General features: G+C 68.9%; 13 protein-coding genes. 9 read left to right on the top strand and 4 right to left on the bottom strand.

The window, feature by feature from the left end:
- Window positions 1–250: 250 nt before the first annotated feature.
- The 5 genes from PLL68_RS00170 (at window position 251) to PLL68_RS00150 (ending at window position 6,176) form a co-directional block, all read left to right on the top strand.
- A complete protein-coding gene (locus PLL68_RS00170) occupies window positions 251–1,870 on the top strand; it encodes a peptide ABC transporter substrate-binding protein (protein WP_324530487.1) in 1,620 nt (539 codons plus the stop codon).
- Window positions 1,871–2,082: 212 nt separating this feature from the next.
- A complete protein-coding gene (locus PLL68_RS00165) occupies window positions 2,083–3,012 on the top strand; it encodes an ABC transporter permease (protein WP_324530485.1) in 930 nt (309 codons plus the stop codon).
- Entirely contained in the window at window positions 3,005–3,928 is a 924-nt protein-coding gene (locus tag PLL68_RS00160; RefSeq protein ID WP_324530483.1) for an ABC transporter permease, read from the top strand. Before PLL68_RS00165 ends, PLL68_RS00160 begins: the two co-directional genes overlap by 8 nt.
- Window positions 3,929–3,943: 15 nt before the next feature.
- On the top strand, window positions 3,944–4,975 hold the full coding sequence (locus PLL68_RS00155; RefSeq protein WP_324530481.1) for an ABC transporter ATP-binding protein: 1,032 nt from the start codon (window positions 3,944–3,946) through the stop codon (window positions 4,973–4,975).
- Window positions 4,968–6,176, top strand: a complete 1,209-nt coding sequence (locus tag PLL68_RS00150; RefSeq protein ID WP_324530479.1) for an ABC transporter ATP-binding protein — start codon at window positions 4,968–4,970, stop codon at window positions 6,174–6,176. The genes PLL68_RS00155 and PLL68_RS00150 overlap by 8 nt, the downstream gene beginning before the upstream one ends.
- Before the next feature lie 58 nt (window positions 6,177–6,234).
- Here PLL68_RS00150 and rsgA read toward each other — a convergent pair whose 3' ends face one another.
- Genes rsgA through PLL68_RS00135 form a run of 3 tightly spaced genes read right to left on the bottom strand, consistent with a single transcriptional unit; the run spans window position 6,235 to window position 9,081 of the window.
- Entirely contained in the window at window positions 6,235–7,260 is a 1,026-nt protein-coding gene (gene rsgA, locus PLL68_RS00145) for a ribosome small subunit-dependent GTPase A (protein WP_324530477.1), read from the bottom strand.
- Entirely contained in the window at window positions 7,260–8,552 is a 1,293-nt protein-coding gene (gene aroA / locus PLL68_RS00140) for a 3-phosphoshikimate 1-carboxyvinyltransferase (protein WP_324530475.1), read from the bottom strand. Before aroA ends, rsgA begins: the two co-directional genes overlap by 1 nt.
- Window positions 8,539–9,081: a DoxX family protein gene (locus PLL68_RS00135; protein ID WP_324530473.1), complete on the bottom strand. Its 543-nt coding sequence runs from the start codon at window positions 9,079–9,081 to the stop codon at window positions 8,539–8,541. Before PLL68_RS00135 ends, aroA begins: the two co-directional genes overlap by 14 nt.
- Before the next feature lie 82 nt (window positions 9,082–9,163).
- Here PLL68_RS00135 and PLL68_RS00130 point away from each other — a divergent pair, with 82 nt between their 5' ends.
- The 4 genes from PLL68_RS00130 (at window position 9,164) to rsrA (ending at window position 11,689) form a co-directional block, all read left to right on the top strand.
- Complete coding sequence (locus PLL68_RS00130) at window positions 9,164–10,003, top strand: SOS response-associated peptidase (protein WP_324530471.1); 840 nt, start codon at window positions 9,164–9,166, stop codon at window positions 10,001–10,003.
- Window positions 10,004–10,026: 23 nt separating this feature from the next.
- Window positions 10,027–10,632 (top strand): alpha/beta hydrolase family protein, encoded by a 606-nt coding sequence (locus tag PLL68_RS00125; protein ID WP_324530469.1) that lies wholly within the window; start codon window positions 10,027–10,029, stop codon window positions 10,630–10,632.
- Between the two features lie 146 nt (window positions 10,633–10,778).
- Window positions 10,779–11,414 carry a sigma-70 family RNA polymerase sigma factor gene (locus PLL68_RS00120; RefSeq protein WP_324530467.1) on the top strand — a complete coding sequence of 212 codons (636 nt, stop codon included), beginning with the start codon at window positions 10,779–10,781 and terminating at the stop codon, window positions 11,412–11,414.
- Window positions 11,411–11,689 (top strand): mycothiol system anti-sigma-R factor, encoded by a 279-nt coding sequence (gene rsrA, locus PLL68_RS00115; protein WP_324530465.1) that lies wholly within the window; start codon window positions 11,411–11,413, stop codon window positions 11,687–11,689. The genes PLL68_RS00120 and rsrA overlap by 4 nt, the downstream gene beginning before the upstream one ends.
- A 103-nt stretch (window positions 11,690–11,792) precedes the next feature.
- Here rsrA and PLL68_RS15855 read toward each other — a convergent pair whose 3' ends face one another.
- Window positions 11,793–11,867 (bottom strand): 50S ribosomal protein bL37, encoded by a 75-nt coding sequence (locus PLL68_RS15855; protein ID WP_009775747.1) that lies wholly within the window; start codon window positions 11,865–11,867, stop codon window positions 11,793–11,795.
- Window positions 11,868–12,038 lie beyond the last annotated feature (171 nt).

Below are 12,038 nucleotides of genomic sequence, written 5' to 3'. Positions count from 1 at the left end.
CTTCGGCCCCGCACCGATCTGGTAGCGCTTCGGTCACAATCCCATCTCGGCGGCACCTAATGCTTCCGTTGGGGGAATGGATGGGCTTCTATGGTGAGCGCACGCTTGCTGCAAGAGAGCGCGCACTGGTGGGAGGCACCCGATCGGGGGGCTCTCATGAACTATGGCCATCCGACACCGGATGGCGACACCACTTTCACGTAGGAGGACACCCATGCGAGGAACCACTCGCACGGTCGCGGTTGCGGCAATGTCTGCAGTCGCCCTGCTCGCCGCTGGTTGCGGTAGCGGCGACAGCGAGCCGGAGGCCACGACGGAAGCCAAGACGGGCGGCGAGATCACCGTCCGCGGCTGCAACCCTGAGAACCCGCTCGTTCCCAGCAACACGACCGAGACCTGCGGCGGCAACGTCATCGACGCGGTCTTCGCCAAGCTCGTCCACTACGACTCCGAGACCGCCAAGCCCGAGATGGACGTCGCTGAGTCGATCGAGACCACCGACAACCAGAACTTCACCATCAAGCTCAAGAGCGGCTGGAAGTTCCACGACGGCACCGACATCAAGGCCAAGAACTTCGTCGACGCGTGGAACTACGCCGCGTACGGCCCGAACGCCCAGAGCTCCGGCTACTTCATGGAGCCCATCGAGGGCTACGGCGACCTGCAGTGCGCCGGTACCGCCAACCCGGACGACCCGTGTGAGGGCTTCACGCCCAAGGCCAAGGAGATGTCCGGCCTCAAGGTCGTCGACGACCTGACCTTCACGGTCAAGACCACCCTCAAGGTCGCCAACTTCCCGGTGCGCGTCGGCTACTCCGCCTTCTCCCCGCTGCCGGACGCGTTCTTCGCCGACCCGGAGGGCTTCGGTGACAAGCCGATCGGCTCCGGCCCGTACAAGCTGGACTCCTGGACCAAGGAGCAGTCGATCGAGCTGTCCAAGTTCGCCGACTACGCCGGTGACTTCGGTGGCAAGGTCGACAAGATCACCTTCAAGATCTACGCCGACCCGGACGCCGCGTACAACGACGTCATCGCCAGCAACCTCGACATCACCGACGAGATCCCGGCGAGCGCCCTGATCGACGACAAGTACAAGTCGGACCTGCCCGACCGCAACGCGCAGAAGGAGACCGGCGTCATCCAGACGGTCACCGTCGCCCCGGTCAAGGTCGACCCGAACTACGCGGACCCGAAGATCCGTCAGGCGATCTCCATGGCGATCGACCGCGAGACGATCATCGAGAAGATCTTCAACAACACCCGTGTCCCCGCCACCGGCTGGGTCTCCCCGGTCGTCGACGGCTACAAGGCCGGCCAGTGTGGCGAGTACTGCACCTTCGACCCCGAGAAGGCCAAGGCCAAGCTCGCCGAGGCCGGCGGCTTCAAGGGTGACAAGATCACGCTGTCCTACAACGCCGACGCCGCTCACAAGGAGTGGACCGAGGCCACCTGCAACAGCATCAAGCAGACCCTCGGTGTCGAGTGTGTCGCCACCGGTGTCGTCGACTTCGCGACGTTCCGTACCGAGATCGGCGAGCGCAAGATGAAGGGCCTGTTCCGTACCGGCTGGCAGATGGACTACCCGTCGATCGAGAACTTCCTCTCCCCGATCTTCGCCACGGGCTCCTCGTCCAACGACGGCGACTACTCCAACGCGAAGTTCGACACGCTCCTCGACGAGGCTGCTGCCGAGACCGACGCTGCCGCGTCCAACGCGAAGTACCAGGAGGCCGAGGCCCTGCTCGCGGCCGACATGCCCTCCATCCCCATGTGGTACGGCAAGACCACCATGGGCTGGTCGGAGAAGGTCACCGGTGTGAAGATCACCGCCTTCGGCACGATCGACTTCTCGTCGGTGTCGATGAAGTGACCTCGTCGGGCCGCTAAGGTCCGGCTTCGCACCCGTCGTCGGCCTGCCAGCACCCCGTGTTGGCAGGCCGACGAGCGTTCCCACCTGCACTCACGGCGCCCGGGGCGCCCCGGGTGTCGGCAGCCCCGAGAGTGGGCTAGGTTCATCCCCGGGTACATCCGAGACGACGCCGTCTGACAACGCACTGACGGCTCCACACGCAAGGAGGTGACGTGGGCACCTACATCATTCGTCGACTGCTGCAGATGATCCCGGTGATCCTGGGAGCGACGTTCCTCATCTTCACGATGGTCTTCGCACTCCCCGGCGACCCACTGGCCGGCAAGTGCGGGGAGCGCCCGTGCCCGCCCGCGTACGCCGCGGAGTTCCGGGAGCGCTACAACCTCAACGACCCGCTCCCCGTCCAGTACGCCAAGTACGTCAGCAACCTCGTCCAGGGGGATCTCGGGGAGACGACCAACGGCATCCCGGTCCTCGACCAGTTGAAGACGCGCTACCCGGTCACCGCGAAGCTCGCCCTCATGGCGATCGCGTTCGAGGCGATCATCGGCATCTTCGTCGGTGTGCTGACAGGCATCCGGCGAGGGGGGTTCCTCGACAACCTGGTGCTCATCTCGACCCTGGTGGTCATCTCCATCCCGGTCTTCGTCATCGGTGGTGTGAGCCAGTACTTCCTCGGGGTCAAGCTCGGCTGGTTCCCCGTGACGGTGACCTCCTCGAACCCCACCTTCTACGAGTTGATGCTGCCGGCCATGGTGCTGGGCTCACTCTCCCTGGCCTACGTGTCCCGCCTGATGCGCACGAGCCTGGTCGAGAACCTGCGCGCCGACTACCTGCGCACGGCCGTCGCCAAGGGGTTGACCAAGCGTCGCGCCATCGGTCTGCACGCCCTGCGCAACTCGATGATCCCCGTCATCACGTTCATCGGGTTCGACTTCGGTGCCCTGCTCGGTGGTGCCATCGTCACCGAGGCCATCTTCAACATCCCCGGCATCGGCGGATACCTCTTCCGCTCCATCCGGGCCCGTGACGGCGCCTCCGTCGTCGGCACGGTCACCGTGCTCGTCATCGTCTACCTGTTCGTCAACCTGCTCGTGGACCTGCTCTACGGCCTGCTCGACCCGAGGATCAGCCATGACTGAAGCTGCTGCCGTCGTCTCCGAGACCGTCGCTCCCAACGGGTCCTCGGACGAGAACCGTTCCCTCGCGTCGGACGCCTGGCGATCACTGCGCAAGAACCCGATCTTCTGGGCCTCCGCCGTGCTCATCTCGATCTTCGTGCTCATGGCGATCTTCCCCTCGCTGTTCACGAGCACCGACCCCCGCGAGGCGGTGCTCGCGGAGTCGCGCTCGCGCCCTGGTGACGGCACCTGGTTCGGCCGGGACATCCAGGGCTACGACATCTACGCCCGGTGCATCTACGGGGCTCGAGCCTCGATCCTCGTCGGGGTCCTGACCACGATCCTCACCGTCAGCATCGGCGGCTTCATCGGAGTCATGTCCGGCTACCTCGGCGGTGCCGCGGATGCCGTGATGTCGCGGGTCGGCGACGTCTTCTTCGCCATTCCCCTGCTGCTCGGCGCCATCATCTTCCTGGTCTCGCTGCCGGATTTCTTCAGCTCCAACGCGTTCCTCGGGGCGCTCAAGGTGTCCCTGGCGCTGGCCGTGCTCGGCTGGCCGAGCATGGCTCGACTCATGCGCAGCAGCGTCATCCAGGTCAAGCCCAATGACTACGTGCAGGCGGCCCGGGCCCTGGGCGCCAGCCCCTCACGGATCGTGCGCTCGCACATCCTGCCCAACTCGGTGGCGCCGCTCATCGTCGTGGCGACGATCTCCCTGGGTGGGTACATCGCTGCCGAGGCGACCCTGTCGTTCCTCGGCATCGGCCTGCAGGCGCCTGCCGTCTCATGGGGCATCGACATCAGTGCCGCGCTGGTCGGTCTGCGCACCACCCCGCACATGCTGTTCTTCCCCAGTCTCTTCCTGTCGCTGGCGGTGCTCGGCTTCATCCTCCTCGGGGATGCCGTGCGCGACGCCCTCGACCCGAAGAACCGCTGAGCCGACGGAGGCCTCATGACCACCATTCAGGACACCCAGACAGCCGGCAGCGAGTACCAGCCGGTCGATGGTCTGCTGCTCGAGGTCGAAGACCTCTTCGTCGAGTTCCACACCCCCGACGGGGTCGCGACGGCGATCAACGGCGTCAGCTTCGAGCTGCGCCAGGGCGAGTCGCTCGCGATCCTCGGTGAGTCCGGTTCCGGCAAGTCGGTGACCGCCCAGGCGATCATGGGCATCCTCGACATGCCCCCGGCCGTCATCCCGAGCGGCCACATCCGCTACTGCGGTCAGGATCTGCTGACGATGCCGGAGGAGCAGCGCCGCAAGACGCGTGGCCCGGAGATCTCGATGATCTTCCAGGACGCGCTGAGCTCGCTGAACCCCGTCTTCCCGGTGGGGTGGCAGATCGCCGAGATGTTCCGGGTGCACCGTGGCCTCAACAAGAGCGACGCCCTCGAGAAGGCCATCGGCCTCATGGAGCGGGTCTCGATCCCCGCGGCCCGCGAGCGGGTCAAGGCCTACCCGCACCAGTTCTCCGGGGGCATGCGCCAGCGCATCATGATCGCGATGGCCATCGCGCTCGACCCGGCGGTCCTCATCGCCGACGAGCCGACCACCGCCCTGGACGTCACGGTGCAGGCCCAGATCATGGCGTTGCTCCAGGAGCTGCAGGAAGAGCGCCACATGGGCCTCATCCTCATCACCCATGACCTCGGCGTCGTCGCCGACGTCGCCGACCGGATCGCCGTCATGTACACGGGTCGGCTCGTGGAGACCGCCGAGGTGCACGAGCTCTACGCCCGACCGGCGCACCCGTACACCAAGGGCCTGCTCGACTCGATCCCGCGCCTGGACCAGAAGGGGCAGACGCTGGCCGCCATCGGTGGCCTGCCGCCGAACCTGCTGCGCATCCCACCGGGCTGTCCGTTCAACCCGCGCTGCCACATGGCTCGTGACGTCTGCCGCACGGATCTTCCCCCGCTGCACGAGGTCACGCCCGGCCGGTTCTCGGCCTGTCACTACGCCGAGGAGGTCATCAATGCCTGAGGTCATTCTCAGCGCTCAGGATCTGGTGAAGCACTACCCGATCAAGAAGGGCATCCTCAGGCGCACCGTCGGGCACGTCAAGGCCGTCGACGGCGTGAGCTTCGACCTGCACCAGGGGGAGACCCTGGGCATCGTCGGCGAGTCCGGGTGTGGCAAGTCCACCCTGGGCCGCCTGCTCATGCGCCTCGAGGAGCCGACGTCGGGCAAGGTGATCTTCGGCGGTGACGACTGGAGCGGTGCAAGCGGGCGTGACCTGCGGCGGATGCGGCGCGACATCCAGATAGTCTTCCAGGACCCGTACACCTCGCTGAACCCTCGGATGACGGTCGGTGACATCGTCGGAGAACCCTTCGAGATCCACAGCGACGTCGTGCCCAAGGGTGGTCGACGCAAGCGGGTGCAGGAACTGCTCGACCTCGTGGGCCTGAACCCCGAGCACATCAACCGGTACCCGCACCAGTTCTCGGGTGGCCAGCGTCAGCGCATCGGCATCGCCCGCGGTATCGCGCTCAATCCCAAGGTGCTCGTGTGTGACGAGCCGGTCTCGGCGCTCGACGTCTCGGTGCAGGCGCAGGTCGTCAACCTCATGGAAAAGCTCCAGAACGAGCTCGGGCTGGCCTACGTGTTCATCGCCCACGACCTGTCGGTGGTGCGGCACATCTCCGACCGGGTCGGCGTCATGTACCTCGGCCGGATGGCTGAGCTCGGCGAGGAGGACGAGGTCTACACCCGTCCGACCCACCCGTACACGCAGGCGCTGCTCTCCGCGGTGCCGGTGCCGGACCCGACTCTGCGTGGCAAGCGCGAGCAGATCGTGCTCGTCGGCGACGTCCCGTCGCCGGCGAACCCGCCGTCCGGATGCCGTTTCCACACGCGCTGCTGGAAGGCCCAGGACCGCTGCAAGACCGAGGAACCCCAACTCGAGCAGCGCCCGGACGGGGTCGGGGCGCACCTTTCGGCGTGTCACTTCGCCGAGCCGCGGGTCATCGTCGAGACCGTCGACGTCTCTGGCGTCGTGCCCGACGAGCGGTTCGCGTCCACTGACGTGCGCGACACCGTCGCCTCCGACGACGCACCGGCAGACCTCCAGCGGATGATCGACCGGTCCGAGGCGTCCTCCGGCGACCAGGCGTACGCGCCGCAGGACGTCACCCGCCTCATCGACGAGCAGCGCGGGGACCACCGGCCCCCCACGGTCTGACCCCCGCTCTGCGACTCATTGCACTGCAGCCACCCGGATCCGGGTGGCTGCAGTGCAATCAGTCGGTGGTGGGGGCTGAGCGGGCCCGCAGCAACCGGCGCAGGGAGTCCAGTCGCGCGGCGCCGGCCGGCCCGGCATCCCCGCTGGCGACCCAGGCGTCGAGACCGCACTCGGGCTCGTCGTGGGTGCACCCCCTCGGGCAGGTGGCCGTGCCCGGCTCGAGGTCGGCGAAGTGCTGCACGATGCGGCTGAGGTCGACGTGGGCCAACCCGAAGGAGCGCACCCCGGGGGTGTCGATGACCCACCCGTCGTCGTCCGGCAGCGCGAGCGCGACGGCTGAGGAGGAGGTGTGCCGACCCCGCCCGGTGACGTCGTTGACCACACCTGTCGCACGCAGGGCCTGCGGGACGAGCGCGTTGACGAGCGTGGACTTGCCGACTCCGGAGTGACCGACGAGCACGCTGACCCGCCCCGACAACGCCTCACGCAGCGCGTCGAGGCCGTCGGTGCCGGTGTCGCGGCGGGCGGTGACGACGTGTCGGACCGACAGCGGCGCGTACTGCTCCAGGAAGGGGCCCGGATCGGTGAGGTCGGCCTTGGTGAGGACGAGCAGCGGCTCCATGCCGGCGTCGTAGGCGGCGACCAGGCAGCGGTCGATGAGGCGGGGTCGCGGTTCCGGGTTCGCCAACGCGGAGACGACGACGAGCTGGTCGGCGTTGGCGACGAGCACCCGCTCGACCGGGTCGGTGTCGTCAGCCGTACGGCGCAGGACGGTCTCGCGGGGCTGGACCCGCACGATCCTGGCAAGGCTGCCATCAGCCCCGCTCGTGTCGCCGACGACGTCGACGCGGTCGCCGACGACGATGCCCTTGCGGCCGAGTTCACGCGCGCGCATGGCCATGACGACGTGCCGGTCGCCGCCGTCTCCGACGAGCGTGGTGTAGCGGCCACGGTCGACGGTGATGACCTGACCGGGCACGGCGTCCTCGTGGGCCGGGCGGTCCTTGCTGCGGGGTCGAGAGCCCCTGCGGTTGGGGCGAATCCGCACGTCGGACTCGTCGTAGTCCCGCGAGGAGCGCGCCATCACCGCTCCGCCGTGGCCCGCTCGGACAGCATGCGCTCCCACAGCGTCGTGAACTCGGGCATCGTCTTCGCGACGGTGCCCACGTCCTCGACGACGACGCCCCGCACGACGAGCCCGAGCACGGCCCCAGCCATCACCATGCGGTGGTCGGCGTAGGTGTGGAAAAGGCCTGCGCGCAGCGGCGCCGGGGTGATCTTCAGCCCGTCCTCGGTCTCGACGACGTGTGCCCCGAGCGCAGTCAGCTCGGTGCGCAGGGCGGCAAGCCGGTCGGTCTCATGGCCTCGGATGTGCGCGACCCCTCGGATGACGCTCGGTGCCTCGGCGAGCGCGCAGAGCGCTGCCACCACCGGGGTCAGCTCGCTCGAGTCGTGCAGGTCGACGTCGATGCCGGCGATGCCGTCGCCGGCCGTGACGGTCAGGCCGCCCCGGTCGAGCACGACCTCGGCCCCCATCATGTCGAGGACGTCACGCAGGAAGTCGCCTCCCTGGGTCGTGTACTGCGGCCAGCCGGGCACGTGGACCCGGCCGCCGGTGACGAGCGCTGCCGCGAGGAACTGGGCCGCGTTCGACAGGTCGGGCTCGACCTGGACGTCGAGCGCATTGATCTCACTGGGCTCGACCCGCCAGGTGTGCACCTCGCCGTCGTCGACCACGACCCCGGCATCGCGCAGCGTCTCGACCGTCATCTCGATGTGCGGCAGGCTCGGCACGGCCCCACCGTCGTGGTGCACGGTGACGCCCTCGTCGAAGCGCGCCGCAGACAGCAGCAGCCCGGAGACGAACTGCGAGGATGCCGAGGCGTCCAGCGTCACGGAGCCGCCGGGCACCCGGCCCCGCCCGTTCACGGTGAACGGCAGGCTGCCGGAGCCGCCGTCGTCGAGATCGACGCCGAGGGCTCGCAGCGCGCCGATCACCGGAGCCATCGGCCGCTGCCGGGCGTGGGGGTCACCGTCGAAGCGGACCGGCCCGGACGCGAGTCCGGCGAGAGGGGGGACGAAGCGCATGACGTTGCCGGCGAGGCCGCAGTCAACCTGGCCACCTCCGCGCACCGGGCCGGGGCTGACGATCCAGTCGCCGCCGGGGACGTCCTCGATCTCGGCGCCGAGCGTGCGCAGCGCCCCGGCCATGAGCAGCGTGTCGCGGGACCGCAACGGCGCCCGCAGGCGGGAGGTGTCATTCGCGAGGGCAGCCAGCACGAGGTAGCGGTTGGTGAGGGACTTGCTGCCGGGGAGGACGACGTGTGCGTCAACCGGCCCGTGGGCGCTCGGCGCGGCCCAATCAGCTGAGGGCATGCTGGGCCTGGACCGCCTTCAGCTTCGTCTCCCGAGCGGCGGCACGTGCCGCGTGACGGGCTTCGCGGCGCGTGGTGCGCACCGCCCGGTGGGCGCTGTCGCTCGCGAGGTGGGCCCGATAGGCCAGCCCGGGCTTGCCCTCGGTGTCGACGGCCGCGAGGAGCAGGCCGCCAAGGAGGCCGAGGTTCTTCAGGAACTGCACCTTCTGGCGCTCGCGCACCTCGGGATCCTGTTCCTTCCAGAACGCGTGTGCCGCAACGGTCGTCGGCACCAGGGTGACGGCAAGGACACTCGAGGCCACGCGGGGGAGGTGCCCGGTCGCGAGCAGCGCGCCTGCTCCGACCATGGCCATCCCGTTGGCGCGGATGAGCAGTTCGGGGTCATCGGGGAGCCCGACGCGGGGGCCGACCTTCGCCAGCAGTGGGCCGGCGGTCTTCGCCTTCGCCGTGGGGTGCTTGAACTGGTCCAGGCCGCCGGCGATGAAGATCGCGGCGAGCAGGGGTCTGGCGACTCGACGAACGAGTGTCATGGGGTCTCCGGTCGGTTCCGTCGATTGAGGACGTGCTCTTCCTACGGTAGTTGCTCCCGCAGCCCCTGCGTAGATTGAGCGTATGTGTGGTCGTTATGCCGCGACAGCCAATCCGGACGAACTCGTCCTCGAGTTCGAGGTCGACGACGACCGCACCGGGGAGCCCACGCGCAGCATCCTCGTCTCCCCGCAGGAGCCGCCCCCGGGGCGACCCGACCACAACGTCGCCCCGACCAAGCAGGCCCCCGTGGTGCTGGAACGTCCACCGCGCGATGACCGGGACGCCCCTGCGGTTCGCCAGCTGAGGTTGCTCACGTGGGGTCTGGTCCCCAGCTGGGCCAAGGACACCCGGGGCGCTGCCCGGATGATCAACGCCCGGGTCGAGTCCGTGGCCGAGAAGCCGTCGTTCGCCAAGGCCCTGGCGACGAGGCGCGCACTGGTCCCGGCGCGCGGGTGGTACGAGTGGCAGGTCTCGCCGACCGCCCTGGACGCCAAGGGCAAACCCCGCAAGCAGCCGTTCTTCACCTCGCGGGTCGACGGCGCCAGCGTCGCCATGGCGGGGCTCTACGAGTTCTGGCGCGACCCCTCGGTGGCCGACCCCGACGATCCGATGGCGTGGCTCACCACCTTCACGGTGATCACCGGGCCCGCAGAGCCGGGGCTCGACCGGATCCACGACCGAGCCCCCATCGTCCTCGAACCACGCCACTGGGACGCCTGGCTCGATCCCGCAACCGGGGCTGCCGAGGTGCTGGGACTGCTCGAGCCCTACCCACCGGGCCGCTTCACCGCCTGGCCGGTGTCACCCGCTGTGAGCAGCAACCGCGCGAACGGCCCACAGCTGCTCGACCCCCTGCCCGAGGACCAGCTCGTCGGCGTGGTCGATCCGGTGACGGGTGAGGTCATCGGGGCCCCGAGGTGACCCGTTCAGAGACGACCGCGCTCGTGGCGACCCCCGAGGGGCCGGCGCGAACCACCGTGACCCAGCCCGACGGCATCCCGGTCGGTCTGCTCGTCCTCGGGCACGGTGCCGGCGGACTGCGCTGGACCGACGACGTCACCGCCAGCAGGGATGCAGCCGTGGATGCCGGGTGGACGGTCGCGCTCGTCGACCAACCGTGGCGCGTGGCCGGGCGGCGGATCGGTGGCCAGCCGGCATCCCTGGACCGCGCCTGGCTCGCGGTGCTCCCGACACTCCACGCCCACCGTCCGAACGGGGGGCCGCTCGTCGTCGGTGGGCGCAGCGCGGGCGCCCGGGTCGCCTGCCGCACGGCTGCCGCGGTCGGGGCGAACGCGGTGCTGGCGCTGTCGTTCCCCCTGCACCCGCCCGGTCGTCCCGAGCGATCGCGAGGTGAGGAACTGCGCGAACCGGGCCGGCACGGCATCACCGTTCACGTGATCCAGGGGGTGAGTGACCCGTTCGGAACCCCCGAGGAGGTGCGCGAGGTCCTCACGGGCGCAGCCGTTCACGAGGTTGCGGGAACCCACTCCCTGGAGCGCTCCGCGGCCCTCGTGGCGACGGCGGTGACCTCCGCCCTCTCGCGGTGCTGACCCCTGAATCTCGGACGTCGGGGGGAATGCTCCACGGAGAGGTGGTGTTGACCGACCTGTTCCGAAGTTCGCCGTCCGAAAGGTTCGACACCGTGCTCGTCCTCGACACCACGGCCCCGCGCCGGGCCCGGATAGGCTGGGAAGTGATGACCACTCCAACCACGCCCGTCGACGAGAGCCCTGCCGAGCCCATCGACGTCGCCACCGAGTCCACGGCAGACCGTCAGGCCCGCTTCGAGCGTGAGGCCCTGCCGCTCCTCGACCAGCTGTACGCCGCAGCGATGCGCACCACCCGCAACCCTGCCGACGCCGAGGACCTGCTCCAGGAGACCTACGCCAAGGCGTATGCCGCCTTCCACCAGTACCAGCCGGGGACCAATCTCAAGGCGTGGATGTACCGCATCCTCACCAACACCTACATCAACACCTACCGCAAGAAGCAGCGCGAGCCGTTGCAGTCCGACGCGGCCGAGGTGGAGGACTACCAGCTGGCACGGGCCGAGTCCCACACCGGCACCGGGCTGAAGTCCGCGGAGACCCAGGCGCTGGAGCACCTTCCCGACTCCGAGGTCAAGCGGGCCCTGCAGGAGCTTCCTGACGACTTCCGGATGGCGGTATACCTCGCCGACGTCGAGGGCTTCGCCTACAAGGAGATCGCGGAGATCATGGGCACGCCGATCGGCACCGTGATGTCTCGTCTGCACCGTGGCCGCCGCCAGTTGCGTGCGCTGCTCACCGACTACGCCCGCGAGCGTGGCTTCGGGACCCAGGAGGAGTCATGACCCCTGACGCCAACGACACCCACGCCGGCCACGGCGACTGCTCCGAGGTCCTGCACCGGATCTTCGAGTACCTCGACGGCGAGATGAGCGCGGACGACGTGCGCCGCGTCGCCGCGCACCTCGGTGAGTGCCAGCCCTGTCTGGCCGAGCACGACCTCGACGTCGCCCTCAAGCAGGTGGTGCGGCGCTCCTGCCAGGGCGAGACCGCCCCCATGGCCATCAGGACCCAGATCATGGCCCGGATCACCATGATCCAGGTCGAGAACGAGCGCTGACGCCAGCAGGTCCGGGCCGAGGGCTCAGGCGAGACCACCCGCGACGCAGAACACCCGGCATGCCACATGGCGTGCCGGGTGTTTCGTCGTGCGGTGCGTGCGCTCAGGCGTTGGGCTTGCGGCCGTGGTTGGCCTTGTTGCCCTTGCGCGAGCGACGCTTGCGGGCGCGCTTGCTCATCAGGCTGCCTTTCGTCGGGGGAGTCGATACGCGTGACTGCCTCGAAGGGCAGCAACGTTCACGCACGATTGTCGCACACCGGCGGCAGTTGGAGACCCGAGGTCCTCCGCGGTCGTGGGACACTCGAGGTTCAGGGCGCCGCAAGGACGTTGAGAGGCGCTGGATGAAAGG

This window comes from Ornithinibacter sp., assembly GCF_035443565.1.
In the GTDB taxonomy this organism is placed as follows: domain Bacteria; phylum Actinomycetota; class Actinomycetes; order Actinomycetales; family Dermatophilaceae; genus Fodinibacter.
The sequence above is the reverse complement of the archived record's forward strand: the minus strand, read 5'-3'. Positions and strand labels throughout refer to the sequence as shown.

Coding starts and splice junctions, on each gene's coding strand:
- PLL68_RS00150 (WP_324530479.1), top strand. CDS start 4,968: ATGCCTGAGGTCATTCTCAGCGCTCAGGATCTGGTGAAGCACTACCCG.
- rsgA (WP_324530477.1), bottom strand. CDS start 7,260: ATGGCGCGCTCCTCGCGGGACTACGACGAGTCCGACGTGCGGATTCGC.
- aroA (WP_324530475.1), bottom strand. CDS start 8,552: ATGCCCTCAGCTGATTGGGCCGCGCCGAGCGCCCACGGGCCGGTTGAC.
- PLL68_RS00170 (WP_324530487.1), top strand. CDS start 251: ATGTCTGCAGTCGCCCTGCTCGCCGCTGGTTGCGGTAGCGGCGACAGC.
- PLL68_RS00135 (WP_324530473.1), bottom strand. CDS start 9,081: ATGACACTCGTTCGTCGAGTCGCCAGACCCCTGCTCGCCGCGATCTTC.
- rsrA (WP_324530465.1), top strand. CDS start 11,411: ATGACCCCTGACGCCAACGACACCCACGCCGGCCACGGCGACTGCTCC.
- PLL68_RS00120 (WP_324530467.1), top strand. CDS start 10,779: ATGACCACTCCAACCACGCCCGTCGACGAGAGCCCTGCCGAGCCCATC.
- PLL68_RS00130 (WP_324530471.1), top strand. CDS start 9,164: ATGTGTGGTCGTTATGCCGCGACAGCCAATCCGGACGAACTCGTCCTC.
- PLL68_RS00155 (WP_324530481.1), top strand. CDS start 3,944: ATGACCACCATTCAGGACACCCAGACAGCCGGCAGCGAGTACCAGCCG.
- PLL68_RS00160 (WP_324530483.1), top strand. CDS start 3,005: ATGACTGAAGCTGCTGCCGTCGTCTCCGAGACCGTCGCTCCCAACGGG.